Here is a 25,782-nt window from a genome sequence, read left to right as displayed (position 1 = left end):
TTTATTATTATTTAACACGAAGCCCCGCCGGCTTAAAACCAACGGGGCTTGCCGGCATCCTTCGCACACATAAATAATAAGCTAAAAGTATATCTACAACAGAAACAACACAACTACCCTTCACCCGTCACTGCTTGCAATACTCTATTTGTCAATCTATTGCAGTGACACCACCTGATAAAAGTTTCCATACTTGGTATGTTTGCGTTCCACACCCATAGCAACCAGCAATTTGCCGAAATTGGCTACCGATACGCTTCGCATAGCTGCCGGATTAAATTTTTTCAATCGTTTGAAGATTTCGGCAGACGAAAGAGACAATGCTTCCTCACCATATTCGGCCGGACGAAAGCAAGAGTAAAACACCTCCTCCTCGACCGGACTCTTATAGAAAGCAGCATTCGAAGCCATTATCTTTGCTTCTTCTTCCCCCGTAAACCAATAACGTTCGCCGGCAAGTAATTCCGCTTTCAATTGGGCATACAGCTGGGCATGATCCACAGGCGAACAGTCGATCTTCTCTTCTATCTCAACACAAAGAAAACAATACCTCCCGGTAGCAAGAGAAAACCGCGTCTACACGCACGCATAGTAACAAACGGAACAATAAGTACGGAAGAACTGGCTGAAGAAATACATGGCCGGAGCACGTTGACAACCGCTGATATCCATGCTACACTCATCTCGCTCAGTAAGATGATAACCGAACATTTGCGGCGCGGCGACCGTGTTCACATTAATGGATTGGGGTATCTGCAGATGACTTTGCAATGTCCTCCGGTTAAATATCCCAAAGAAATACGTGCCGAGTCGGTACATTTCAAGTCGGTAGCCTTCCGACCGGAGATAGCCTTGAAGGATGCACTGAAAACAACCCACTTCGTACGCACCACACGGAAAAATCATTCTGCCAGCTATTCAGAAATAGAAGTGGACAACCTGCTGACCGGATATTTTCTCGATCATCCATCCATCAGCCGGGAAAAATTTCAGGATCTGTGTTGCTTCACCAAAGGAACGGCCAATCGCAGACTGGCCAAACTGGTACAGAAAGGGAAACTCAGAAAGGAAGGGTTATACCGTTTTCCGGTGTACGCACCGGTTCCCGGGAATTACAGAAAATAACAAAGGTGAAACGTCAGGTTTCACCTTAACAAGCTGTTCACCTGGCCATTACATCAAGGTGACAGGTGAAGGGTATACCGGTTACCATCGCATTAAACGGAGGAAAATCTGCCGACCGGTAATATCCATACAATAATAGAACGAATACAGGCTTTCTTACTTGAAACGTTTCTCCAGCTCGTCGTCAGTCAGCATGGAAATAATCGTCTTTCCGTCGGGTGTCAGATTCGAATTTGGACAGGAAAACAACGTGGCGATCAAGTGATCCATTTCATCTGCCGACAAGGTTTTACCCGGACGGATAGCAGCAGCTTTAGCCAACGACAAGGCGATTGCTTCACAGATCTCCTCATGCACTTCGCAACCGGTCTCGATGGCACGGTTCACGATATCCTTAATCAATACCACCTGGTCGACGTTCTCCAGTCCGGCAGGCAGGCCGTTGACAGCATAACTATTATTTCCCAGATTGGACAAATCGAAACCGATAAAACGCATATCGTCCAGGAGTACGGGCAATGCAGCAGCTTCGGCGGCTGTAAATTCGATCACTTCGGGGAAAAGAACCTGTTGCGACGCCCCTTTCTGTTGCCTCATATTGTTCAGATACTGGTCGAACAGGATGCGGACGTGCGCCCTGTACTGGTCTATCAATGCCAGACCGGACTTCAAGGAAGTGATAATATAACGTCCCTTATACTGATAACAGGGAGTAGTCGTCTCTGCAAACAAAGTCTCGCCGGAAGCAACCGGTGCAACCGGTTCCGACAACTCATCCTCTTCCGTATCGATCACCTCTCCCATCATTTCCAGGTCTTTACGCACAGCATCCCGGTCGCTTTCAAAGCCTTGATAGAGTTGTGACCAGTCGAAATTCGACTTTCCGGCAGACGAAGCCGGTGATGACGACGGCGAATAGGAAGACCTCGGAGCAGACGATTTGAACGGGTTATATCCCGAATCGAGCTGCACGGTCGGTGCTTTAAAGCCATCAGCCTCCCTGACTGGGTTGTAGACCGGTATGTCTATCGCATCTTCCACATCAAAATCAATGGTAGGAATAGCACTCGATTTGGCTAGCGCCTCACGAGTGGCCGCCATCAGTATCTGCCAGATAGGCTGCTCATTTTCGAACTTAATCTCGGTCTTGGTCGGATGGATATTTACATCGATCGTAGCCGGATCAAGCGTAAAATAGATAAAATAATTGGGTTGTTCGCCGGAAGGGATCAACTGTTCATAGGCTTGCATGACAGCCTTATGAAAATAGGGATGCTTCATGAAACGACCGTTCACAAAGAAGTATTGCAGGGCACCGCGTTTCTTGGCGGAATCGGGACGGCCTACAAAACCGGAGATAGTGACCAGCGAGCTTTGCGCATCCACAGAAAGCAGCTTTTGGTTCAGGTTCTTGCCATATACGTTAATGATACGCTGGCGCAAACCGGATTCCGGCAAATTAAATATCTCGGTATCATTATGATTCAGTACCAATGCCACTTGCGGATTGACCAAAGCGATCCGCTCGAACTCATTGATGATATTACGGAACTCCGTTTCATTCGATTTCAGGAATTTACGACGGGCAGGCACATTGAAGAACAAGTTCTTGATCGAAAAGATACTCCCCTCGGTACAAGCATCCGGTTCTATATCGACCAGGTCGGATCCGGCAATAGAGAGCTTCGTACCCAGTTCAGTTCCTTTCAGACGGGTACGCAATTCCACATGAGCCACTGCAGCAATAGAAGCCAACGCTTCGCCGCGAAAGCCCATGGTATGAAGGGAAAAGAGGTCTTCGGCAGAAGATATTTTAGAAGTGGCATGCCGTTCGAATGCCATACGGGCATCTGTCTCGGACATACCTTTCCCGTCATCGACCACCTGGATCAATGTACGGCCGGCATCCTTTATATTCACCTGGATATGACCGGCACCTGCGTCAATCGCGTTCTCAACCAGTTCCTTTACAACGGAAGCAGGCCGTTGAATGACTTCACCGGCCGCTATCTGATTGGCTATACTATCTGGTAGTAAATGAATTATATCGCTCATGACCAAAACAGGAACCAAAGTAATGCACCCAGGACAGCAATGCCAACGATTAGTTTTGCACTCTTATATTTACGGCTTCGCGCATCGTCGCCTCTGTCAAGGCTTTTCTTCAGATGAGAAGTACCTTCAACAAAAGTTCCTTTGATCTGCGGCTTATAATCTTCCAGCGATTCTTCCATTCCCATCTCGCGCTTAATTTTACGCACGCGTTCTTCCATCGCCTCCTTATGGGGATCCCAATAGATCGGCTTATGATTGAACTGCCGGGGCTTACGTGTATTATAAAATGAGAAAAGTGCCATGACTTACTAAATTTAATAATTAATGTGCTATTGCTCGTGCTTAAACTTATTACTTCGAACCGGTGCATCTTCAACTTTCTTCCGTATCACATGATAGATATCGTCTTTGTTTTTCGGACGCAGGTAATCGAACCAATAAAAATCCTTCAGAGTTTTCTGCTCCGGCTTCAGGTCGGGTATCGGCGTAAGGCTTCCTTGCGGACTGGGCCATATCTTCAACCGTTCCAAAGCATTGTCTTTCACCCAAATTGTCAGGAATCCGCTCTTGGTTTCATTCAAACCGATCATCGCACCGTTATCCAACGGGTAGAAGATGGATTCCGCATTCCCTTCAACATCGATCTGCCGGACAGTCTGACCTTCAAAATAGGCTTTCAGGTCGTTCCCTTTCAACTGATTATAATAAGACGAATCGAGATGCTGCACAGCAAACGCATACTGGATCACATGTGCATAGTCGATCGTACTGTCATTCATATAGATAACGATCGTATCGCCGGATATCTGGTATTGCTCATTCCACAGGATCGGATCATCATACATATATAATATAGAGTCACGCGTATTAAACTGCATGGAATCACAAACACCCTGCATATCGGTACGATAAAAACGCACCCCGTGGAAAGCCTTGATCTCACGGGCTGTCGAATCCAGCGTCGTCATCTCAAGCGTATCGGCATGCAGATACAGCGTATCTCCCTGCGAAAACTCCAGGAAACGGGCACTGTCGGTAGCAAACGCATATTCCGTCCGTTCGTTATAAAAACCGTATTGTCCTTCCAGCATCACCTTCTGAGCCGTATCACGCAGACACATATTCCCGAAAGCTTCACCGAAACCGGCATCCCGATCATAGGCAATAGAGTCACCGATCAGGATCTTGTCGCCCGAATAGATTTCAGACTGGTCCAGCAACAGAGCGGTGCTTGTCTCCGTATTGTACCAACCACGGGAAGAATGGATCGTGCCGCTGTCGGAAACTATAATCGACGGTCCCAGTATAGTGGCAATCTTCGATTCCGTATCATAATGGAGCGTATCCGAATACAATGTGAAATCCTGATTCTCCAAACGCACGCTATCATTGAAGACAGCCTGCTTCGTTCCCGGAGAATATTGTCCGTAGAAAGAAGACAACTGGTTCAACGAATCGACAATCAGACCGCCCTCGAAATAATAACCGATATCAGGAATACGTTCATAGTTCAAGCTATCGGTAAAAAGCGTCACCTCCCCGTTCTCCATACGGACATTTTCGCGCAGGTAAGCAATCTGCGTATTGCCGTCATAAAACAGGTAATTGCCATACACGAATAAGGTATCGCCCTGTTCCATCCGAACATTACTGAATGCCTCCAATGAATTGGTTGTCTCAAAAAAGTATGCACTGTCGCAATACATATACGAACTGTCGTGCCGGAAACTGACATTTCCCTCCAAAAACTGTGCATCCGCCTTCATCACGTCCTTATCATAAGACACCGTATCGGCATGCAACAGATAAACCAATGTCTTTTTAGTAGTGACTGTATCGGCAGTAAGTGTCTCTCCCGGAACCGAATCCCGGTTGACGGGAACAATATCCTGCGCTTGTGCACCGGCACAAACAATCAGCAGACAGAACAGTCCTGTAAGGAAATACTCGTTTACAATTTTCATTCTTTCACCCAACCCGGATACTTGAAATCGCAATTACGCCATCCTTCGGCAATACGAACATAGGTGGATTTTTGCTTTTTCTTGATCCAGTTATCCAATAATTCTTCTCTCTTCTGCTGCTCCACCAGATTCTTCATCGCCTGGAAGTCATCAGAAAGATTTGCCTTATGTTGTTCTGTACGGGATTTCAACTTAACGATAGCAACCACTTCCTTCTGCTTGTCGGTAATCATGGTAAACGGTTTGGAGATGTCGCCCACCTGCATATCATACACCACTTTACCTACTTCCTGAGGGAGCTCCTGCATTTCAAATTTCGGAGTACCGTAATTGTTTCCTTCATGATTCTGATTCACCATCAACCCTTTGTTGTTACGGGTATCCTTATCGTATGAAACAAATGTAGCGGCTTCCTCGAACGAGAATTTATCAGCTTTCAGGTCCGTATACAAAGAGTCCATACGAACCGTCGCGTCAGTCAGTTCCTTTTCCGATACTTTCGGCTTCAACAGGATATGACGGCAGTTGATACGGTTACCACGTTTTTCGATCAGCTGGATGATATGGTATCCATATTCAGTCTGTACGATCTGTGACACACGTTTCGGATCCGAGAGGTTGAACGCCACGTTGGCAAACTCCGGCAACAGGTCGGTCTTACTCATAAAGCCCAGCTCACCACCACGTGCAGCCGAACCCGGGTCTTCCGAATACAGACGGGCCAGTGTGGAAAATTCCATCTTTCCGCTATTGATCTGTTCTGTGAAATCACGCAGACGGGCTTTGATGGCATCCGTCACATCGAACGGGATCTTCGGTTCGATAGTAATGATTTGTACTTCCACGGTTGTCGGGATAGTCGGCAGACTGTCTTTCGACAACTGATTGTAAAACTTACGGATCTCGGAAGGCGTCAACTTGATCTCACCGATCAGATTACGCTGCATTTCCGATACAATCTGCTGCTCGCGGAACTTCTCCTTTTGTTCGTCCCGTATCTGCGAAATTTTCTTTCCGAAATATTCCTCTACCTTTTCCCGTGATCCGATCTGGTTGATCGCCCAGTTCACCCACTGGTCGGCCTGTTGTATCACCTGGCTTTCGCTGGCCTCGATACTGTCGATCTTCGCCTGATTCAGGTACAGTTTCTGTATTGCCATCCGCTCCGGAATCACACAATAGGGATCGCCATCCAAACGTTCGCCTTCGTTTTGCATATACAAACGTTGCGCTTCTACGTCCGAACGTAAAATAGCATCATCTCCTACCACCCACACAATCTCATCAATCACATTATCCTGTGCCATTGCCACACAAGATAAGCAGGCAAGAAAGAATACAGTTAAAATCTTTTTCATCATATCTACCTTTATAAGTTACAAATTACGGTTCCGTATAAAACTTTACATCACCTCCTCTGATTCCATCTTTATATAACTCTTCTTCAAACGTCTTCAAAAAATCCACTTTCCGCTGATTGATCAGCATCTCAGTGATCTGCGCACTGGCATAATCATAGGGAGCGACACTTCCTTCCGGAAGATACTCCTTAATATTCAGCAGATAGCAATAACTACTGTCTGCCACTTCCACGAATTTATTCGCCTTCAGATAGGCGTTCGGATTGGATACATGAACAGGGATATTATCCATCACTTCGTCAAAATCCACCCATTTGTCGTAAAAGTAGTCATAAATAGCGGCATTTTGCACACTATACTTCTCAATTTTTTCCAAAGAAGCCTCAGAAGTCGATTTGTACCACCCCTTTACGTCCGATAAACCGGGAGCATCTGCCGGTATCTTCAGGAAAAGTCCTTTGATCAGGGCTTTATCGAGTGTAAACTTTTTCTGATTCTCTTCATAATAGTTCAGCTTATCGCTTTCGCGGATATCAGCCGACAATTTCTCTTTGATCAGGCGCTCCTGATAACGGTAACGGACCAGCGAATGGCGGTATTCTTCTACCAGCTTGTCGACCTCTTCCTTTTCGTTTCCCAGATTCCGCTGGGCGACTTCGTAAACCAGGGCATCTTTCACCCATTTCTTTACAAAGCTTTCGGCTAACAACAAACTATCCGCAGAGGACGTCCCCCGCGGAATCAGACTAACCACATCCGAACGTTTCAACGCCCGGTCCTTCACTCTTACCAGCACATCCGCATCGTCGGTGGGCTGGGTCCGTTTGCAAGAACACAGCAAAGATACGAATGCTATAAAAATGAAGCAATACTTCATAACCTTCTCTTTCTTATTTCTTTAGTTTTTTCAACAATTTCCAGTTAATCGTAACAGGATATTCCTTATTCAACTCCTTCAACCAGGCACTTTCCAGCTCGGATTGTTCGGCAGCAGGCTTGCTCCAGACTTTCTGGTTACTGATATTGAACAACAGGATGCCGTCACGATATTCCTGCATGAGATGTATAAATTCAGGATGTTTGGTTTCGAGATTCTTACGTTCGGCTGTCGTGACAATATCACGGACGAACAGGTCGAACACTTCCTGCATAAAATCACCTGCATATGTTTTTGTCGAGAACGGACAGCGCTGAATATAGTAAGCGAACTCACTCTGCGGGAAATCGGTATCCACCAAATGGATCAGTGTCTTATCCATATCCTTCGCCTTTTCATAGAATTCCTTATCGGTAGGGAAATGATCATTACACAAAGCCTGCAGTTCGGCATATGCTTCCGGATAGAACACATAGCCGTATTCTTTTTTCAGGCGTTCGTCGAATGCCTTGTAATATTCAAAATTACGTTCGCCCTGCGCCATCGTGCGTGACCATGTTTTTTTCTTTTCTTCGAAAGAAGGTATTCCGCGCTTTTCAATCAGTTTGATGATATGATAACCGAAACGTGTTTTGACGGGCTTTGAAAGTTCACCCGGAGTATTTAGGGCAAAGGCGCCTCTTTCAAACGGTTCCACCATTTCTCCGACACCGAACCAAGGCAGCTCGCCACCTTTGCGTGCCGAAGCTCCGTCCGATGAATATTCTTCAGCCAGCTTCCCGAAGTCGGCACCGTTCTGTATCTTCTGATAAACATCTTCAGCCAAAGCCAGCGTTTCACTATCACTGCGTGTTACAGAATCCTTCTGGAACGGGATCAGGATGTGAGCGACATGACGCATACCCGGATTGGGTTTGCGGCTATGCAGTTTGATGATATGAAATCCCAGGGTAGAACGAACCGGCATGGATAATTCGCCCGGCTTCATGGAGTAGGCGTAATTTTCAAACGCTTTTATAGTCTGCATAGGCATCAGACAACGCGTATATTCGTATCCGGTCTGTTTGGTAGAATCGAGCTTGGTAAGCTCCTGACCGACAACGGCAATATCTTCCCCGTTCTTTATACGTTCATAGGCTTTCATGGCTTTTTCATAAACAGCTACCGTATCTTTCGAAACCGTCTTCTCCGGCAGGCGGAACAGGATATGGCTTAACTCCAGGACTTCTCCCAAACGGTCATACTCAACCCGAACGGCAGCCTCTTCCCCGTCTTTATCCGACAAGTAACTCGATGTCAACTGAGCGCGGTATCCTTCCAGCTCGTCGGTAAACTCTTTCGTCTTGTCCAGACCTGCTGCTTCTGCTGCCGCCACTTTCAACTTGAAGTTTTTATACAGCTCCACATAACTTTCCAACGATTTACGATCAGATAAATTAACTTCACCATTCTTCCGTGCCATAAAAACAAACTCATCCAGCGATACCTGTTTTCCGGCCACAGTCATTACTACAGAGTCTGCCTTATTAGCGGCTTCTCCGGTTAAACAAGCGAATAACAAAGATAATACAAGTAACTTTTTCATCAAAAATCCGTTTATCATACTACGTACACATTACAAAAATAACACTAATCTAACGGATAGCATCCCCAAAAAGTATGCTACCCGATTAAATTAGTGTTTTTTATATAACGGGATTTATGCGCATTTATTATTCGCCACGGCTATAATTAGGCGCTTCCTGTGTAATTGCAACGTCATGCGGATGGCTTTCCTGTACACCGGCATTGGTGATACGGGTAAACTTAGCCTTGTGCAGTTCTTCAATATTATGGGCTCCGCAATATCCCATACCGGCACGCAGACCGCCGACCATCTGATAGATGACTTCAAACAGAGAACCTTTATAAGGTACGCGGGCAGCAATACCTTCCGGAACCAGCTTCTTCACATCGTCTTCCACATCCTGGAAATAACGGTCTTTCGATCCTTTCTGCATAGCTTCCAGCGATCCCATACCCCGATAGGATTTAAACTTACGTCCGTTGAAAATAATTGTTTCACCCGGTGATTCCTCAACTCCCGCCAACAACGATCCCATCATCACAGATGATCCGCCGGCAGCAATGGCTTTCACGATATCGCCTGAATAGCGGAGTCCGCCATCGGCAATCAAAGGAATACCTGTACCGTTGAGTGCTTTTGCCACATCATAGATAGCAGACAACTGCGGCACACCGACTCCGGCAATCACACGGGTCGTACAAATAGATCCCGGACCGATACCTACTTTAACAGCATCTGCTCCGGCATCTGCCAGGTATCTGGCTGCATCGCCCGTCGCGATATTACCTACCACGCAGTCGATACCCGGATACTGGGCTTTGATCTGTTTCAGCACATCGACCACTCCTTTCGAATGCCCGTGAGCCGTATCGATAACCAACGCATCGGCTCCGGCTTCCACCAGGGCAGCAACACGTTCGAACGTGTTGAACGTCACACCGACACCGGCAGCTACGCGCAAACGTCCTTTAGAGTCTTTACAGGCAGACGGTTTATCTTTCGCTTTCGTAATATCTTTATAGGTTACCAGTCCGATCAGTTTATTATGACTGTCCACCACCGGCAGTTTTTCGATCTTGTGTTCCTGAAGTATCTGCGCTGCAGCTTCCAGGTCAGTCGACTGATCCGTCACCACCAGATTTTCTTTCGTCATCACCTCATCGATCGAACGGTTCATGTCTCTTTCAAAACGAAGGTCGCGGTTGGTCACAATACCCACCAGATAACCGCCTTCGTCCACCACAGGTATGCCGCCGATCTTATATTCCGCCATCATAGCCAATGCATCGGCTACACGTTTCCCTTTCGTGATGGTTACGGGATCATAGATCATCCCGTTCTCAGCACGCTTAACGCTCTGAACCTGCTTTGCCTGTTCAGCAATCGTCATGTTCTTGTGAATAACGCCGATTCCTCCTTCGCGGGCAATAGCGATAGCCATCTTTGCCTCGGTAACCGTATCCATGGCCGCCGATACCATCGGGATATTCAACGTAATGTTTCGTGAAAACTTTGTCGTGAGGTCGACATTTCGGGGAAGAACTTCTGAGTAAGCAGGGATCAACAATACATCATCGAATGTTAATCCGTCCATAACTAACCTGTCTGCAATAAATGACATAAAACGTATGCTTTAAAAATTATTGCGCGCAAATATACGATTTTTCCGGGAACTATGCAATGTTTGAAAAATTCCTTTCGAAAGAAATATAATTTTCATCCGAATGAAACTGAATTTGCTCCCGGATGGAAACTAAAAAGGTCCTTTCCTGCAGTTCTGTTTGCGGGAAAGAACCTTTTTAATTCCTGTTTAAGAAGGATCCGTGTATTAATTGGCCATCTCTGAAAGGAACTTAATGCGTACCAGACGAATTTCTTCTTCCGTATAATCACCGCCCAATTCTTCGATCGCATCTTCCAGATCGTCCGTTTCAGAATCCTTGAAATATTCATAGATATCCTCCACATGATCTTCGTCCATCACATCATTGACAAAGTAATCGATATTGATGCGTGTTCCGGAATAAACGATCGCTTCGATCTCATCCAACAATTCGTTAAATTCAAGACCATTCGTCAAGGCGATCTCATCCAAAGCCACCTTACGGTCGATCCGCTGGATAATGGAAACTTTCAGTTTCGATTTGTTGGCAACCGTACGTACACGCAAATCTTCCGGACGTTCGATCTCGTTTTCTTCGACGTGTTTTTTGATCAGCGTAATAAATTCCTGCCCGTAGCGTTTTGCCTTGCCGGCCCCGACACCGGGGATATTCTGCAATTCATCCAACGTCACCGGATAAGTGGTAGCCATTGCTTCCAATGACGGGTCCTGGAAAATCACAAAAGGAGGAACTTCCAGACGTTTGGACAGTTTCTTACGCAAATCTTTCATCATAGAATAAAGAACCGGGTCTACAGCACAAGTAGCACCACCGCGTACCGGTACTTCTTCTTCCTCTTCTTCAAACTCGTTATCCTTCGTTATTTTGAAAGACACCGGTTTCTTCATGAAGTCTTTCCCTTTCGGCGAAATCTTCAGCAGACCATAATTTTCGATATCTTTTGTCAGATACCCGGCGATCAGTGCCTGACGGATCACTGCATTCCAGGTCTTGTCATCTTCGTCCGTTCCGGAACCGAAGATTTCCATTTCATTGTGTTTGTAAGATTGAATTTCGGAGGTCTCGTTTCCGACCAACATATTGACAATATAGTCTGCCTTAAATTTTTCCTTTAACGTACTTATCACTTCAAGTACTGCACTCAATAATTCTTTCGCTTCCACTTGCTTTTTGGGGTTCAAACAATTATCACAACTTCCACAATTATCTTCCAGGTACTCTTCACCAAAATAATGCAACAGAACTTTACGGCGGCACACGGAAGTCTCGGCATAAGCGGCTGTTTCAAGCAACAACTGTTTGCCGATCTCCTGCTCCGCTACAGGTTTTCCCTGCATAAACTTTTCCAGCTTCTGCAAATCCTTGTAAGCATAAAAGGCAATGCACTGGCCTTCGCCGCCATCACGGCCGGCACGGCCTGTCTCCTGGTAATAACCTTCGAGACTTTTCGGTATATCGTAATGAATGACATAACGCACGTCCGGCTTATCGATACCCATACCGAAAGCGATAGTAGCCACAATGACATCTGCCGTTTCCAGCAGGAACGCATCCTGATTGGCTGAACGCTGCGCCGAATCCATTCCGGCATGATAGGCAAGGGCTTTGATCCCGTTTGCTTTCAGAATATCGGCAAACTCTTCCACCTTCTTGCGGCTCAAACAATAAACAATACCCGATTTACCTTCGTTGGCCTTAATATATTTAATGATCTCGCGGTCTATATTTTCATCCTTCGGACGAACTTCGTAATATAAATTAGAACGGTTAAAGGAGGATTTGAAAACTGAAGCATCTATCATGCCCAGGTTTTTCTGGATATCATGCTGCACTTTCGGAGTGGCAGTGGCTGTCAATGCGATCAACGGACGTTTCCCTATTTCATTGATGATGGGGCGTATCCGACGATACTCCGGACGAAAATCATGTCCCCACTCAGAAATACAATGCGCTTCGTCGACAGCATAGAACGAGATATTCACATTTTTCAGAAATTCCACGTTTTCCTCTTTGGTCAGCGACTCCGGGGCAACATACAATAATTTTGTACGACCGGCCATTATATCAGCCTTCACCTGGTCGATGGCAGACTTATTCAGCGACGAATTGATAAAATGGGCTACCCCATCTTCTTCACTGAAATTACGCATGGCATCTACCTGATTCTTCATCAGAGCAATCAGGGGGGAAATTACGATCGCCGTACCTTCCATCATAATAGAAGGCAACTGGTAACAGAGAGACTTACCTCCGCCGGTGGGCATCAACACAAAGGTATCATTCCCGGCCAGCACATTTTCAATGATTGCTTTCTGATTCCCTTTAAAGGTATCAAAACCAAAATGAGTCTTTAAATGCTCAGTTATACTATCCTTCTTCGCCATACTTATTATATTTTACAAACCGCAGGCATTACGCTATCTGCAAACGGTTTACATCTGATTTTTCAAACTTCTCCTTCGCATACTCCAAAGTAACATGGAGTTTCTTTTTCTTTTCTGACGGCATGCAGAACATAGCATCCATCATGATAGCCTCGACGATTGAACGAAGGCCACGGGCTCCCAGCTTAAATTCCAAAGCTTTGTCTACAATGTATTCGTAAACTTCTTCATCAAACGTCAGTTTAATGGCGTCCATCTCGAACAGTTTGACATACTGTTTGATGATCGAATTCTTCGGTTCTGTCAGGATGCTGCGAAGCGTGCTCCGGTCAAGCGGGTTCAAATAAGTCAGAATAGGCAGACGGCCGATGATCTCCGGAATCAATCCGAACGACTTCAGGTCTGTCGGCGTAATGTATTTCAGGAAATTATTCCTGTCGACCTGGGCAGTTTCCTTGCTGGCAGAATATCCAACGACACGGGTGTTCAGACGTTGAGCAATCTTCTTTTCGATTCCGTCAAAGGCTCCCCCGCAGACAAACAGGATATTTTTTGTATCCACCGCAATCATTTTCTGTTCAGGATGCTTTCTTCCGCCCTGGGGAGGTACGTTTACGATCGAACCTTCCAACAGCTTCAACAAGCCCTGCTGTACACCTTCACCACTGACATCGCGGGTTATAGAAGGATTGTCACTTTTACGTGCTATCTTATCTATCTCGTCAATAAATACAATTCCCCGCTGTGCTGCATCCACATCATAATCGGCAGCCTGCAACAGACGGGTCAGAATACTTTCAATATCTTCTCCCACATAACCGGCTTCAGTCAGCACCGTAGCGTCTACAATAGCAAACGGCACATGCAGTAATTTCGCGATCGTACGCGCCAGCAAAGTTTTACCCGTACCGGTTGCGCCAACCATAATAATATTAGATTTCTCGATCTCCACATCATCCGAGGTGACTTTCTGAAGTAACCGCTTGTAATGGTTATACACCGAAACAGAAAGGTAGCGCTTGGCGTCATCCTGTCCGATCACATATTGGTCCAGAAAGTTTTTTATATCCTCCGGCTTCGGCAATTCTGCCCGGTCAAGACCCAAAGAGCTTTTCCTGGCAGGCTGTTGTTCTTTTACAATTTCATACGCTTGCTGTGCACACTCGTCACATATAGCACCGGATATCCCATTTATCAACATATTAACGTCCCGGCTGCTCCTCCCACAAAACGTACAAACGTCGCCTGTTTTGGCCATAGATTTTTGTTTATTTAATTGTCAAAAAAGACAAGGCACAAAAAGCCTTGTCTCTATGTTTGTTATTTATTGTTACGAACCAGGATCTCATCGACCATACCGTAAGCTTTCGCTTCTTCGGCGGTCATCCAGTAGTCGCGGTCACTGTCGCGTTCTACTTCTTCATAAGGTTTTCCTGAATGAGTTGAAATAATAGTGTACAGTTCCTTTTTCACCTTCAGGATCTCGCGAGCTGTAATCTCGATATCCGAAGCCTGTCCTTGTACACCGCCCAGAGGTTGGTGGATCATAACGCGTGAATGAGGCAACGCCATACGTTTGCCTTTTGTTCCGGCTACCAGCAACACGGCAGCAAAAGAGGCCGCCATACCTGTACAGATAGTAGAAACGTCACAACCGATAAACTGCATGGTATCGTAAATACCATAGCCAGCATATACGGAACCACCGGGGGAGTTAATATAAATGGATATATCCTTGCCGGGGTCGCTTGAATCCAGATATAATAATTGCGCCTGAATCACATTGGCCGAATAATCGTCGACCTGTGTTCCCAGGAAGATAATACGGTCCATCATCAAACGGGAAAACACGTCCATCTGCGCAACATTCAGCTGACGTTCTTCAATAATTGTCGGAGAAATATAACTGCTGGTGATATTCATATAACTATCCAGCGCATTACTGTTCATCCTCAAATGTTTTGTTGCATACTTTCTAAAATCGTCCATAGTTTACTGTTTATTGTATAACCGCAAGTCACACAAAAAGGGATTTCCCTCTGACTTATCGGAATAACAAAGTTATAAATAAATTTCTGAAAGAAACAATTTATTTGCTATCCGGTAAGATATTTTTTAGAGAGAAACCCCTTTTTCTTGCTGAAACCATAATAAACACTACAGTTTCTGAAGAATAATATTATTCAAAGAGTTTGTTGAACTCTTCTGCTGAAACTTCTTTTACTTCCAGTTCAACCTGTTCTTTCAACCAGCCAGCCAGTTTTTCTTCTACTGCACGGTCGATAACATTCTGCAAAGTCTGCTTGTTCTTCAGCATGTCTTTTGCATAGTTAGCCAATACTTCTTCAGGAACAGAAAGCATACCGTACTGTGCAAACTGAGCTTTAGCCACACGTTTTGCGAAGTTTTCGATATCTGCATCTTCTACCTTCAGGTTATTGTTCTTCACCAGATTTTCTTTGATCAGCTGATATTTCAGGTCTTCGATGATCTGAGGATAATCTTCGTCCAGTTTTTCCGGTGTATTCTTTTCGTTTGCTGTCAACAACCAACGTTTCAGCAGTTCGTCAGCAAATTTCAGTTCGCCGGCTTTCTGTACCAATACGTCGCGGGCATCCAACAGGAACTTATAGTCGCTCTGAGGAGTGAACTGTTCAGCCAATGCTTCTTTGATCTTGTTCTTAAATTCTTCTTCGCTGGTAACAACACCTTCGCCGAATACTTTGTCGAACAATTCCTGGTTCAGTTCTGCATTTTTGTGACGGGTAATTTCTTTGATTTCAAAGCTGAAGTCACCAGTGATACCGGCAACGGCTTCTTTTTCAACTTTCAGCAAAGAAGCGATTTCTGCTTCTGCACCTTCATAAGCCTTGTTCGGGTTGAACACGATTACAGAATTAACCTTTGCGCCGATAAATTTAGCCTTTTCAGCTTCATCTTTTATATAGGAAGACATCAGGACTGCATCTTCAACAACGATACCACCTTCTTTCGGCGAACCGTTTTCCAATTCAGCGATAGTACCTTTTACCAGGTCTTTTTCTTCTACTTCTTCAACGCTGTCATAAGAACCGAAGTTTGCAGTATAAGCTTCTACCTGCTGGTTCATCATTTCTTCATCGATAGCCACCTGATAGAAAGGCAGTTTATCGTTTTTGCTCAGTTCGATTTTGATTTCCGGAGCCAAAGCTACATCAAAACAAAATTCGAAATCTTCCTGTGTATCGAAATTAATTGACTGTTGTTCTGTTTCATTAGGCATCGGTTCACCTAAAATGTTCAATTTGTTATCACGGATATAGTTGAACAGATTTTCAGAAACCAACTTGTTAACTTCTTCAACCAGCACGTGCTTTCCATACATTTTTTTCACCATACCCATCGGTACCATACCCTTACGGAAACCTGGTACATTTGCTTTCTGACGGAAGTTGCGCAGGCTCTTTTCAACCTGTTCAGCATAGTCAGCCTTCACTATTTCTAATTTCACAATACCGCTAACGGCATCAATGTTCTTAAGCGAAACGTTCATTCTGAATGATTTATTTAATTAATAGTCGTATCGAATTTTAGGCTGCAAAATTAGAGTTATTCTTTTAATCTCGCAAATTGTTTACCTAATTTGTTCTAAGTAAGACAAATTTAGACACATATTATTTTTTTCTACCCAAAATCTTGTTTATCTAAAATAAATGTATTCCTTTGTAATGTGAAAGGGGATTTACCTTGAACGTAAATAACATTGTTTTTATTTCTTCATTTACTTGTTACGTGTCGATTTATCTACTTCTGTTACGAAATTCCGGTTTACTACTTTCATCAGTAACAATTTTATTTTTTAATTATTTCTATTTTTATGAACATTTACATTGGTAACCTGAACTATCGTGTTCGGGAAGAAGATCTGAAACAAGTAATGGAAGAATACGGAGTGGTAGATTCTGTAAAGATCATCATAGACCGTGAAACAGGTAAATCTAAAGGCTTTGCATTCGTAGAAATGCCTGATGATGCAGCAGCAAAAAAAGCTATTGCCGAATTGAACGAAGCTGAATTCGAAGGTCGTCAGATGGTTGTGAAAGAAGCCAGACCCAAAATGTAATTCACTCTTCCTCGAAAAAATAAAAAACTTCTGCCTATATTTGGGCAGAAGTTTTTTTATGTCCCTACTTTATATTTAATAAATGATGCTAAAAGGTATATACGCCGGCAAACCGGCACTGTTCCAGTTATTGCTCCTGTTAGTTTCTCTTTTACTCGGAGCCATTTTTTCTTCCCTGATCGGAACGGGGATATTTTTTATGTTGCATGGTACAGCCGGTAATATAATGCATTATCCCGGGATGATGCGGATGATGCAACTGATCTCCGCTATCGGGACATTCCTCTTCCCGGCACTGGCGGTAGCATGGCTATGCAGTCCGGATCCGGAGGCTTACCTTTGCATAAAGCGGAAAACGGATACAAAGATTCTGTTGCTCGTACTGGCCAGCATGATCCTGATGTCGCCGACCATCACTCTGACTGCACTACTAAACAAGCAAATGGTATTACCCTCGTTCATGGCTCCTGTCGAAGCCTGGATGCAGACCCAGGAAGCGCTTGCCGAACAGCTGACCAATACGCTTTTAGCCGGTGACGGTCTCCTGACGTTTTTATCCAATCTGGTAGTCATGGCTTTAATGGCTGGTATCACCGAAGAGTTTTTATTCCGGGGAGCATTACAGCGCATTATCGGTCAATGGACTGCCAATCACCATATTGTCATCTGGTCGGCCGCCATATTATTCAGTGCTTTCCATCTGCAATTTTATGGATTCCTTCCACGCATGTTATTAGGAGCTTATTTTGGTTATCTGTTATATTGGAGCAGGAACATTTGGATCCCCGTGTTTGCCCATTTCGCAAATAATGCATTTGCTGTGATCGGCATGTCTGATAACCGGTTGAAAGAGAATGAATTTATCACCGGAGATATATCCAACGCCAACCTGCTGCCTTATTCAGCACTGGCTGTCATCACATTATTATTATTTATCGTATGCGTACAACGGATCAGGAAAACCATCCAATAATCCCCTCATCCATTGGCAAATTAGCAAATTGGCATATTATTACAAATCTTTCTTCCGTAGCACGAAGTCTTTACCCAAATACTTTTCACGGACGATTTCATTCTCTGCCAGCTGCTCTGCCGTTCCCTGGAAAAGGACTTTACCCTCGAACAACAAATAGGCACGGTCACAGATACTCAACGTCTCGTACACATTATGGTCAGTAATCAGGATACCGATATTTTTATGTTTTAATTTAGCAACGATGGTTTGGATATCCTGCACGGCAATCGGGTCGACACCGGCAAACGGCTCATCCAGCATGATGAATTTAGGGTCGATCGCCAGACAGCGGGCAATCTCGGCACGACGGCGTTCACCACCCGATAACTGGTCACCGAGGTTCTTCCGGACCTTGTTCAAACCAAACTCAGCGATCAGGCTTTCCAGCTTTTCCTTTTGATATTCTGCAGTCGTCTCCGTCATTTCCAGCACGGAACGGATATTATCTTCCACTGTCATCTTACGGAAAATAGAAGCTTCCTGTGCCAGATAACCAATCCCGTTACGGGCACGTTTATAAACGGGGAACTTCGTGATTTCCATATCATTCAGGAATATCTTCCCCTCATTAGGAGTAACCAGCCCCACAGTCATATAGAATGTAGTCGTCTTTCCCGCCCCATTCGGACCGAGTAATCCAACAATCTCCCCTTGTTTCACATTAATGGAAACATGGTTCACTACCGTACGCGTTCTATATTTCTTCACCAGGTCCTCCGTCCGGAGTACCATCTGTTGTTCGTCTGCCATATCCTACTAATTTACGGGTACAAAGAAACGCAATTAATTAGTTTTCCACAAGACTATTATCATTTCTTACAATTCCATCACCACCAAGACTGGATTATCATCCTCTTCCACTCCCTCGACGCCACCTTCTACAGCCGTTGCTGCATCGATAAATGAAGCGACCATATTGCCATTGACATACAAAAGCCTTGTATTAAGCAATACTTTTTTTCCAGATGGCAGACAAAGAGGAAAACCCCATTCTCCGTTTTCACATGACAAACGTGATATTATTTTATTATCCCGTCCATTCCATATCTCGTCATAATACTGATTCTCAAACAGGTAAGTTATCAAATAGTAATCAGATACAGTAGACAGCCACATCGAACGAATATAAGGGGTAGAAATTATATCCATAGGTTTCTTTGCTTCCTCTTCCGGAAGAGCATATTTTCCTTTCTTTAAAACACAAACGGGCAGTGCTCCTTTTGCCGTTACTGCAAAAACAGTATCTTCATTGGCAAAATTTGCAATAAACATATCCCGGTTTTTACTATAATTTAATTGCCATATCATACAAAAACGTTCCATTTCCGTAAGAGTAGTATCCATAGGGAACAAATTCTTCCGGATGTTCAGGTCTTTATCAGTTACACAGAGTTTATAACCACCAGCATCCAGCCCTTTTGCTACAGCAAAATTATCTGATATCAAATGAACTGTATTCAACCCTTTCTCTTTTAAAAAAGTTTCTTTTATGAAATTACCCATCAAATCATAAATAATATATTTCCCGCTCTTTTGATCAAAGACACTGATAGTCGAGTCTTTCGGATTCATAGATACATACGTGAGCCATGCATACTCACCCGGACCTTGCCCTTTCCTCGAAAACGAATGAATAATCTTTCCAGTTTTATCTGAATAAAAAACAGAACTCGTTTTTGGGTCTATCATACAGTAAAAATCGTTATCAATATGCACTAGTTGGGCCGCCCCAAACAGGGCATCCGATGATGTAGATAAAGGGACATAGTCAATCTTTTTAGCTACGCCATTCCATGTAAACGTATCGGGGATCTGTCTGCCGATAACAGCTTCCATATCAAAAACAGGAAGAGAATCTTTTCTATCGTCCGAACCTTTTTTACATCCGACAATAACAAACAAGATAATCAGTAAGAAAGCCAAACTACTTCTTTTCATAACTACTTCTTTTATCCTAATTAACCCAAAAACATTTTCTTCAGCACGTACATGATCAAAAACAGAGCATAGAACATAGGATTAAAGGTACTCCAACTTCCCATTCCGCCTACAGAAAACAAATTATATAAAGCCGTTAACGAACCGGACGAAATGAGTGTAGCTTTACGTTTGATAATATCCTCATATTTAGCCCATTGTCCTCCTGAATAACCCATACTTCCTTCCGGTACATAAATTGTCTCCAAAGAGAAACACGCGCCAAATACATTCTCTTCAAAACCATCCGGCGCTTTCGATGGCAAAAAAGTAACATCTGTCAGTTTAGAACAACTATGGAACGCTTCTTTCCCTATCGTCCTTACAGACGACGGTATGATAACAGATGCCAGGGAAGTTTGAGAAAAAGCGGCCCGCTCTATGTTTGTAACAGAAGCAGGAATAGTTACCGACTGAAGAGCCGAGTGAGAAAAAGAACCGGCTCCGATCGTTTTCACCGAAAAAGGAATTTCTACCGACTTCAAAGCTGTCCCGTAAAATCCGGCAGCCCCAATCTTCTCCAATTCCGATTTTCCGACAAACGTAACAGAAGATAACTTTTTACAATCCGTAAAGGCAGCACCTTCAATTTTCGTCACTGAAGAAGGAACCTCTACCCACTCCAAAGGAGTTTTTGCGAAAGCTCCCACCCCAATCGTAGTCACTGAAGGCGGTATAGAAAAAGAAGTCAGAGCCGTCCTTGAAAAAGCCTGTTCACCAATTGTCTTCAGGTTCGAACCTCCAAAAGTGACCAACGACAGTCTTCTGCAGAGCCTAAAAGCCCCCTCACCGATAGCCGTCACAGAAGAAGGAATATTTACAGAAGTAATGGATGTTCTGGAGAAGGCACCTGCCCCTATCTTTTCCAACCTGATATTTTCGTGAAAAGCAACAGAAGTCAGCCTTCTGCATCCCTCAAAGGCAGCTTTCCCTATAGTCGTCACCGACATCGGGATAACAATCTCTTTGAGATCTGTTTCGTAGAAAGCCCATTCTCCGACCGTCTTCAAACGCGGCTTAGATGCAAATTTCACCGACGACAAATTCGGACACTCTCTAAAAGCAGCTTTTCCAATCCTTTCCACGGAAGCCGGAACACTGATCGAAGTCAAGTCTGTCTGATAGAAAGCATATCCTCCGATAAACTTCAAATTGGAATTCTCTTCAAATGTGATGGATGACAAATTCGTACATTCAAAAAAGGCTCCTGTCCCGATCGAAGTCACAGACGATGGAATTGTTACGGATTTCACATGCCTCATATCTTTAAACACTTGATTCGGAACAATAGGAACTCCCTCATCTATCACTATCTTAGTAACAGAACTCTTATCATGGATACCAGCCTTTTTCCAGTCGTCAAAACCTCCATACATCAAAATGGTCAGCGTACCATCTTTCAGTTCATAACCAAAATCTTCAGCCGATAATTTCCCGACCGAGAGTAATAGCAGACTCAATACCAACAGACCTTTGTTTATTTTCATGATACTCATTTTACAGGTTAACAATTTATTTAATGGCACAGATGATCAAACTTATTTTCATCAAGCACCTTGTTTACGAGCATATTCAATGATTAACTCATCAATTAAATAGTTATCGCCAAGACAATGAATATCACCTATTTTTTGACGTAAAACCTTATACAAATCAGATTGATAAAAAAGACGTAAGCCACGGCGACTGTCAATCTCCAGCCGTTTCGAGAATCCCATAATAATACGAGCATACTTCATTTGAAGCAATATTTCATTTGCCTGAGACATACAGACCTCCTTTCTCACTTAAATTTACAAATTCAACAAATTTGAGATTATTATCTATCATCTCTTGATTAATCAAGCACAACTGCCTGTTCGGATATTCAAAACTCAAACGTTTTAAGGCTTCTTCTTTTCCTATAAGGTTTGAAAAATATAATTCAACGGTATTGAACACACGGTCATTCGCTATACCACCTTCTACGACATCATAATCTCTCCACACAGGTATACCCCGACGACAAGAGATTACAAAATCCAACCAATCATCATTATAACTATCGAAAGTCAGCACCTGATAGTTATTACGTACCAATTCCATATCCATCTCATACACATTAAGATAAGGAACCATCTTGGTAATAGCTGCGATCCTCAAAGCCCAACTAACAGCCTGTTCTTTCAAGTCAGTCACATAAAAGCCCTTTCCAAAATCCAGATTATCCCGACAAACACTAGCTAAAGGAAGATCCACACAGAACGTAGAACCATGATACACTTTCATACAACCGTCCCTCCTTTCTCCCGATTATTCAAAGCTGTAATGACATCTTCTACAATATGCAGTTTGCTTTGAGTATGAAGCGCATCATAACAATCAAAAATCAATTCATCGATAAGTCCCTGCTTACTGAGTCTTTCATATATATCTTCCGGCAATTCATTCAATTGAGCCGCCACATTTTCAATACAAAACACGGCAAATTCCATTTTCTTTTCTTCCAGCGTCATGTCTTTTACCTTTTGAGATGATAAGGACAAATATAAGGAAAAGAATCATATCCAATAATAATCTTACCGTTTTTTCCAGCAATAGCCCCCCCCTGAAAACAAATGTAAAATTATCGGAGAAAGTGATTCATCATACATGCTATTTATTACTTGAATTTGATTATCCTGACCACCGGATTATCATCCTCGACAAGATTTTTTGCTATCTTCATGCCATTTCCAGCCAGACGTTTTCCGTTATAAGCACTTAGCATTGAGGATACATCTATAAATTCAGCACACATATTTTTAGCAATCGCAGGATCTCCTCCAGGCTCCCATCGTCCCGAACTCCAAGCCCTTGTGTCAAATTCAGTATCTAAAATAGAAACCTTATTTACCTCAGCTGTTTTAAAATCGTACATAAATACCGGAATTTTTCCTCCTGATGAATTAAAATCCAAAACAAATGTACCTAACAGCATAAATTTGTCAGTAGTCAAAACTGGAATCCATATTTTTCGTGGTTCAGTAGCATGAATAGAAGGTGTACGAGTCAGATAAGGAATTAGTCCCTTATCGGGAGACAAATGGTAGAGCGTATCGGAAGATATATCCATTATCACTATATCTGAACCGTAATGTATGTTATGAGAATAATAAATCTGCAAAGGTCTCCACATATTTCCCTCTAATTGTTGAGAAATTTTGTTTGAATATCTTTTTGGAAAATAAAGACCTAATACGGAAATCAAACTACCATCTTTTTTTGAAACTAATCTATATGGATCTTTTTTTGTTCTATTTTCACGACCAGGTTCTATAACCACATCATCATATATCAGTATAGATTCATCATTAAAATTCAGAATCTTCATATCATTCTCAAAACCATTTATTTTCAAAGTTCGTTTATACTCACCTTTTAACGAATAAACTTGAATAAATTGAGAGCATACATAAATTTCTTCTTTCTGCTCATCTAAAATCGTACCATTCTTAATCCAGCTATATTCCATACCACCTTGCCCTTTATGGTTAAAATGAGAATAGAGCTTCCCCGTTTTACGATCGAAAACAAATATATCCCCCAAGCGAACTTCATGTACAAGAATATATTTATCAGTCACAGCCGAGAGTACCGACGACCCGCCCAATAAAATATCATCCGTTGTCTCCAACGGCACATATTCGATATCAGCCATATCCTGAAGACGTAATTTCTTTTGGGGATAGTCTTTTGAAAAATCGAACACCGGCAAATCCCCAGTCTTTGATTGCGGACTTACAATTTGACTGCTCACTAAGAAAAGTATGAGCAATAAGATTACGTTTTTCTTCTTCATGGCATTTTATTTCATAAGGTTAATATTATACTAGCCACTCAAATATCTCGAAAGATACATATTATTCCGAACATTTCGTAAATTAAAGAATAAAAATCACTTAATCACTCCACTTTCTCCATAACCAGTAAACGAAAGGCAACAAAAGCAAAACCAACATCCATTTACCTGTATACCTCGATTCATATTTTGTAATCGTTTTTTCTGTTGATACACCGGTATTCATGACTTGCTTTTTTGTCGTAGCCAGTCCCGCAGAAAGTATTTCTGCCGAATCTGCCACATTCCATTCTTCCGTAGCATACACAACACGCTCCACATGCTGTTTCCCCGAACTATCCGGTAAAGAAAAAGAAATCTCTTTCAACCGGGAGGTTCCCCGTAACCGGGTCTGTCGATTATAATGCAAACAGGATGTATCCAACCGGGTATACGTCATTGAATCCTTATACGCAGAAAACTGTTCCTTGCTTCCGGAATTACGTGTAACACAGCCGGATAATCCTGCCATTGCCAAAAACAAATAAAGAACGGTTCTCATTTGATTATCACTTGACGACGGTTCTTTCCCTTTAACTTCAAAGACAAATGGATGAAATTACGGCGACGATAATAAATCACCTGATCGAAATTCAACCCACTTCTCTGCAAGGCATTAAACAGATAGCAATTATCCAATGTATAAATATCGACAGCCTCACCGGTCAAATGTTGTGAATTTTTGACACCTCCCACCAAACGGTTCAGTTCCTCGCAACGATACCCGCTGCTAATATGCATGCCTTCAGAACAACCGGCATATCTACGGAGCGGCTCTAATAAATTTTTAACCAGATTCCGGATTGCCTTCCGTGCCTCCGGTGTCGGTGTATTTTCCAATCCCCGTTCTACAGCCACTGCACTATACATAAACTCTCCCATATAAAAATGGTCACTGATCCAATCCGGATGCTTAGTCCTCCAAGCCTGTTGTTGTGCACTCAAAGGAGACTCAAATATGAACTCTTTATCTTCCATGTTCGTTTTTTTTGATTTTATATGAATAATCTACACCAAACAACGCTCCGGCAAACGTGCTGATCTCTCCGAAAGCCACTAATACGCTATTATGAATTTCTCCGGCCGGAGCAATCCAAAAACCGGAAAAGACCAAAGTAATGCCGGCTGCACAAAGCAGCACGGCCATTACCAATTGTACATTCATCTTTTTCATTCCGAATGCTTTACTCGATTACAGGACGGTCATCCTCGCCACCGGAATTATCAGTCTTTTCCACTTCCGGAACAATCAGCGAATATCCCATTGTCTTTTTAGTCTCACGCAGGTCAAATCCGGGAGTAAATACGATCTTCGGAGCACGAATCATACTTGCAGAGAACTTCTTTTTATCTTCTATGCCCTCGCTCCCGACCGTAATACGGAAATTGCCGAATTCTCCCAACTGAACAATACGACCATCCTGCAATTCCAGATCCAGAATATAATTCAGATTATCCAGTACCGCTTTCACATCCGCACTCGATACCGTACTTCTTGCAGCGATCAACTTGCACAAACGTCTGAGGTCTGTAAACCCGGTACTTTTCGATACCGCATAATACAACTTCGGAGAATCTTTCTTTCCCGGTTCCGACGGACGCAGAACCAATTTGTAACCTTGTGCCATAATTAAAAATGTTTTTAGTGAATAATTAAGTACAGCACAAAGATATACCGGCAAAAAAAGGATAAAAAGCAACAGGAGTTTACATGTATAATATGATTTTCAACTTCAAAGAGTCAACAGCCCAGCAACCATTACACTCCCATTGCTTTTCAGAAATCTAAATTTTTAACATCTTTATTCTATTGCTATCTTCTCGAATAACTCATACAAGTCATCCGTATCTGCTCTTGCATATCGGATTTT

At 43.3% G+C, this 25,782-nt stretch carries 26 protein-coding genes; 3 read left to right on the top strand and 23 right to left on the bottom strand.

The genetic code is table 11. The features are described from left to right. Positions 1-156: 156 nt before the first annotated feature. Positions 157-501 (bottom strand): DUF3874 domain-containing protein, encoded by a 345-nt coding sequence (locus tag DXD68_RS23150; protein ID WP_233577292.1) that lies wholly within the window; start codon positions 499-501, stop codon positions 157-159. Here DXD68_RS23150 and DXD68_RS23145 point away from each other — a divergent pair. Further along, positions 493-1,125, top strand: a complete 633-nt coding sequence (locus DXD68_RS23145; RefSeq protein WP_122363822.1) for an HU family DNA-binding protein — start codon at positions 493-495, stop codon at positions 1,123-1,125. The two genes, DXD68_RS23150 and DXD68_RS23145, sit on opposite strands and share 9 nt — an antisense overlap. 156 nt (positions 1,126-1,281) lie before the next feature. On the opposite strand, the gene mutL is transcribed toward DXD68_RS23145, so the two are convergent. The 11 genes from mutL to tig all read right to left on the bottom strand — a co-directional run bounded on the left by mutL (position 1,282) and on the right by tig (position 16,490). Continuing rightward, entirely contained in the window at positions 1,282-3,180 is a 1,899-nt protein-coding gene (gene mutL, locus DXD68_RS23140; protein ID WP_122363863.1) for a DNA mismatch repair endonuclease MutL, read from the bottom strand. Continuing rightward, positions 3,177-3,482: a hypothetical protein gene (locus DXD68_RS23135; protein WP_122363821.1), complete on the bottom strand. Its 306-nt coding sequence runs from the start codon at positions 3,480-3,482 to the stop codon at positions 3,177-3,179. Before DXD68_RS23135 ends, mutL begins: the two co-directional genes overlap by 4 nt. A 27-nt stretch (positions 3,483-3,509) precedes the next feature. Beyond that, positions 3,510-5,144 (bottom strand): OstA-like protein, encoded by a 1,635-nt coding sequence (locus tag DXD68_RS23130; RefSeq protein WP_122363820.1) that lies wholly within the window; start codon positions 5,142-5,144, stop codon positions 3,510-3,512. Continuing rightward, entirely contained in the window at positions 5,141-6,505 is a 1,365-nt protein-coding gene (locus DXD68_RS23125) for a peptidylprolyl isomerase (protein ID WP_122363819.1), read from the bottom strand. Before DXD68_RS23125 ends, DXD68_RS23130 begins: the two co-directional genes overlap by 4 nt. A 22-nt stretch (positions 6,506-6,527) precedes the next feature. Beyond that, complete coding sequence (locus DXD68_RS23120) at positions 6,528-7,382, bottom strand: peptidyl-prolyl cis-trans isomerase (protein ID WP_122363818.1); 855 nt, start codon at positions 7,380-7,382, stop codon at positions 6,528-6,530. A 13-nt stretch (positions 7,383-7,395) separates the two neighbouring features. After that, positions 7,396-8,985 (bottom strand): peptidylprolyl isomerase, encoded by a 1,590-nt coding sequence (locus tag DXD68_RS23115; protein ID WP_122363817.1) that lies wholly within the window; start codon positions 8,983-8,985, stop codon positions 7,396-7,398. Between the two features lie 109 nt (positions 8,986-9,094). Continuing rightward, complete coding sequence (guaB, locus tag DXD68_RS23110) at positions 9,095-10,570, bottom strand: IMP dehydrogenase (protein WP_122363816.1); 1,476 nt, start codon at positions 10,568-10,570, stop codon at positions 9,095-9,097. 207 nt (positions 10,571-10,777) lie between these two features. Continuing rightward, on the bottom strand, positions 10,778-12,958 hold the full coding sequence (gene recQ, locus DXD68_RS23105; RefSeq protein WP_122363815.1) for a DNA helicase RecQ: 2,181 nt from the start codon (positions 12,956-12,958) through the stop codon (positions 10,778-10,780). A 28-nt stretch (positions 12,959-12,986) separates the two neighbouring features. Further along, the gene (gene clpX, locus DXD68_RS23100) at positions 12,987-14,216 is read right to left on the bottom strand and encodes an ATP-dependent Clp protease ATP-binding subunit ClpX (protein ID WP_122363814.1); all 1,230 of its coding nucleotides are present in this window, start codon (positions 14,214-14,216) and stop codon (positions 12,987-12,989) included. 62 nt (positions 14,217-14,278) lie between these two features. Beyond that, positions 14,279-14,947 (bottom strand): ATP-dependent Clp endopeptidase proteolytic subunit ClpP, encoded by a 669-nt coding sequence (clpP, locus tag DXD68_RS23095; protein ID WP_122354270.1) that lies wholly within the window; start codon positions 14,945-14,947, stop codon positions 14,279-14,281. Positions 14,948-15,137: 190 nt separating this feature from the next. Beyond that, the gene (gene tig, locus DXD68_RS23090; protein WP_122363813.1) at positions 15,138-16,490 is read right to left on the bottom strand and encodes a trigger factor; all 1,353 of its coding nucleotides are present in this window, start codon (positions 16,488-16,490) and stop codon (positions 15,138-15,140) included. Positions 16,491-16,814: 324 nt separating this feature from the next. Here tig and DXD68_RS23085 point away from each other — a divergent pair, with 324 nt between their 5' ends. Next, entirely contained in the window at positions 16,815-17,060 is a 246-nt protein-coding gene (locus DXD68_RS23085) for an RNA recognition motif domain-containing protein (protein WP_122354268.1), read from the top strand. Positions 17,061-17,142: 82 nt separating this feature from the next. After that, a complete protein-coding gene (locus tag DXD68_RS23080; protein ID WP_122363812.1) occupies positions 17,143-18,033 on the top strand; it encodes a CPBP family intramembrane glutamic endopeptidase in 891 nt (296 codons plus the stop codon). 39 nt (positions 18,034-18,072) lie between these two features. On the opposite strand, the gene lptB is transcribed toward DXD68_RS23080, so the two are convergent. From lptB to DXD68_RS23025, 11 genes are all read right to left on the bottom strand, one after another. Next, positions 18,073-18,825, bottom strand: a complete 753-nt coding sequence (gene lptB, locus DXD68_RS23075; protein ID WP_122363811.1) for an LPS export ABC transporter ATP-binding protein — start codon at positions 18,823-18,825, stop codon at positions 18,073-18,075. A 66-nt stretch (positions 18,826-18,891) separates the two neighbouring features. After that, positions 18,892-20,013: a 6-bladed beta-propeller gene (locus DXD68_RS23070; RefSeq protein WP_122363810.1), complete on the bottom strand. Its 1,122-nt coding sequence runs from the start codon at positions 20,011-20,013 to the stop codon at positions 18,892-18,894. A 20-nt stretch (positions 20,014-20,033) separates the two neighbouring features. Beyond that, entirely contained in the window at positions 20,034-21,539 is a 1,506-nt protein-coding gene (locus tag DXD68_RS23065) for a leucine-rich repeat domain-containing protein (protein ID WP_122363862.1), read from the bottom strand. A gap of 60 nt (positions 21,540-21,599) precedes the next feature. Continuing rightward, a complete protein-coding gene (locus DXD68_RS23060; protein ID WP_122363809.1) occupies positions 21,600-21,821 on the bottom strand; it encodes a DUF3791 domain-containing protein in 222 nt (73 codons plus the stop codon). Then, positions 21,805-22,320 carry a DUF3990 domain-containing protein gene (locus DXD68_RS23055; protein WP_122363808.1) on the bottom strand — a complete coding sequence of 172 codons (516 nt, stop codon included), beginning with the start codon at positions 22,318-22,320 and terminating at the stop codon, positions 21,805-21,807. Before DXD68_RS23055 ends, DXD68_RS23060 begins: the two co-directional genes overlap by 17 nt. Next, a complete protein-coding gene (locus DXD68_RS23050) occupies positions 22,317-22,547 on the bottom strand; it encodes a DUF3791 domain-containing protein (protein ID WP_122363807.1) in 231 nt (76 codons plus the stop codon). Before DXD68_RS23050 ends, DXD68_RS23055 begins: the two co-directional genes overlap by 4 nt. 146 nt (positions 22,548-22,693) lie before the next feature. Then, positions 22,694-23,872, bottom strand: a complete 1,179-nt coding sequence (locus DXD68_RS23045; RefSeq protein ID WP_122363806.1) for a 6-bladed beta-propeller — start codon at positions 23,870-23,872, stop codon at positions 22,694-22,696. Between the two features lie 100 nt (positions 23,873-23,972). After that, positions 23,973-24,413, bottom strand: a complete 441-nt coding sequence (locus DXD68_RS23040; protein WP_122363805.1) for a hypothetical protein — start codon at positions 24,411-24,413, stop codon at positions 23,973-23,975. Next, on the bottom strand, positions 24,410-24,889 hold the full coding sequence (locus DXD68_RS23035) for a D-Ala-D-Ala carboxypeptidase family metallohydrolase (protein WP_122363804.1): 480 nt from the start codon (positions 24,887-24,889) through the stop codon (positions 24,410-24,412). Before DXD68_RS23035 ends, DXD68_RS23040 begins: the two co-directional genes overlap by 4 nt. Next, positions 24,879-25,085 carry a hypothetical protein gene (locus tag DXD68_RS23030; RefSeq protein WP_122363803.1) on the bottom strand — a complete coding sequence of 69 codons (207 nt, stop codon included), beginning with the start codon at positions 25,083-25,085 and terminating at the stop codon, positions 24,879-24,881. Before DXD68_RS23030 ends, DXD68_RS23035 begins: the two co-directional genes overlap by 11 nt. A gap of 10 nt (positions 25,086-25,095) precedes the next feature. Continuing rightward, on the bottom strand, positions 25,096-25,539 hold the full coding sequence (locus tag DXD68_RS23025; protein WP_122363802.1) for an HU family DNA-binding protein: 444 nt from the start codon (positions 25,537-25,539) through the stop codon (positions 25,096-25,098). Positions 25,540-25,782: the final 243 nt, after the last annotated feature.

Source organism: Parabacteroides sp. TM07-1AC (genome assembly GCF_003480915.1).
Classification (GTDB): domain Bacteria; phylum Bacteroidota; class Bacteroidia; order Bacteroidales; family Tannerellaceae; genus Parabacteroides; species Parabacteroides chongii.
Note: the sequence above shows the minus strand (reverse complement) of the source record. Positions and strands in the feature narration are given on the sequence as shown.

Bases quoted from the DNA above. Each gene is read 5' to 3' on its own strand.
- lptB (WP_122363811.1), bottom strand. From the start codon at position 18,825: ATGGCAGACGAACAACAGATGGTACTCCGGACGGAGGACCTGGTGAAG.
- recQ (WP_122363815.1), bottom strand. From the start codon at position 12,958: ATGGCGAAGAAGGATAGTATAACTGAGCATTTAAAGACTCATTTTGGT.
- DXD68_RS23085 (WP_122354268.1), top strand. From the start codon at position 16,815: ATGAACATTTACATTGGTAACCTGAACTATCGTGTTCGGGAAGAAGAT.
- DXD68_RS23060 (WP_122363809.1), bottom strand. From the start codon at position 21,821: ATGTCTCAGGCAAATGAAATATTGCTTCAAATGAAGTATGCTCGTATT.
- clpP (WP_122354270.1), bottom strand. From the start codon at position 14,947: ATGGACGATTTTAGAAAGTATGCAACAAAACATTTGAGGATGAACAGT.
- tig (WP_122363813.1), bottom strand. From the start codon at position 16,490: ATGAACGTTTCGCTTAAGAACATTGATGCCGTTAGCGGTATTGTGAAA.
- mutL (WP_122363863.1), bottom strand. From the start codon at position 3,180: ATGAGCGATATAATTCATTTACTACCAGATAGTATAGCCAATCAGATA.
- DXD68_RS23145 (WP_122363822.1), top strand. From the start codon at position 493: ATGATCCACAGGCGAACAGTCGATCTTCTCTTCTATCTCAACACAAAG.
- DXD68_RS23035 (WP_122363804.1), bottom strand. From the start codon at position 24,889: ATGGAAGATAAAGAGTTCATATTTGAGTCTCCTTTGAGTGCACAACAA.
- clpX (WP_122363814.1), bottom strand. From the start codon at position 14,216: ATGGCCAAAACAGGCGACGTTTGTACGTTTTGTGGGAGGAGCAGCCGG.
- DXD68_RS23070 (WP_122363810.1), bottom strand. From the start codon at position 20,013: ATGAAAAGAAGTAGTTTGGCTTTCTTACTGATTATCTTGTTTGTTATT.
- DXD68_RS23040 (WP_122363805.1), bottom strand. From the start codon at position 24,413: ATGAGAACCGTTCTTTATTTGTTTTTGGCAATGGCAGGATTATCCGGC.
- guaB (WP_122363816.1), bottom strand. From the start codon at position 10,570: ATGTCATTTATTGCAGACAGGTTAGTTATGGACGGATTAACATTCGAT.
- DXD68_RS23080 (WP_122363812.1), top strand. From the start codon at position 17,143: ATGATGCTAAAAGGTATATACGCCGGCAAACCGGCACTGTTCCAGTTA.
- DXD68_RS23115 (WP_122363817.1), bottom strand. From the start codon at position 8,985: ATGATAAACGGATTTTTGATGAAAAAGTTACTTGTATTATCTTTGTTA.
- DXD68_RS23130 (WP_122363820.1), bottom strand. From the start codon at position 5,144: ATGAAAATTGTAAACGAGTATTTCCTTACAGGACTGTTCTGTCTGCTG.
- DXD68_RS23050 (WP_122363807.1), bottom strand. From the start codon at position 22,547: ATGACGCTGGAAGAAAAGAAAATGGAATTTGCCGTGTTTTGTATTGAA.
- DXD68_RS23030 (WP_122363803.1), bottom strand. From the start codon at position 25,085: ATGAAAAAGATGAATGTACAATTGGTAATGGCCGTGCTGCTTTGTGCA.
- DXD68_RS23045 (WP_122363806.1), bottom strand. From the start codon at position 23,872: ATGAAGAAGAAAAACGTAATCTTATTGCTCATACTTTTCTTAGTGAGC.
- DXD68_RS23120 (WP_122363818.1), bottom strand. From the start codon at position 7,382: ATGAAGTATTGCTTCATTTTTATAGCATTCGTATCTTTGCTGTGTTCT.
- DXD68_RS23125 (WP_122363819.1), bottom strand. From the start codon at position 6,505: ATGATGAAAAAGATTTTAACTGTATTCTTTCTTGCCTGCTTATCTTGT.
- DXD68_RS23065 (WP_122363862.1), bottom strand. From the start codon at position 21,539: ATGAAAATAAACAAAGGTCTGTTGGTATTGAGTCTGCTATTACTCTCG.
- DXD68_RS23055 (WP_122363808.1), bottom strand. From the start codon at position 22,320: ATGAAAGTGTATCATGGTTCTACGTTCTGTGTGGATCTTCCTTTAGCT.
- DXD68_RS23135 (WP_122363821.1), bottom strand. From the start codon at position 3,482: ATGGCACTTTTCTCATTTTATAATACACGTAAGCCCCGGCAGTTCAAT.
- DXD68_RS23025 (WP_122363802.1), bottom strand. From the start codon at position 25,539: ATGGCACAAGGTTACAAATTGGTTCTGCGTCCGTCGGAACCGGGAAAG.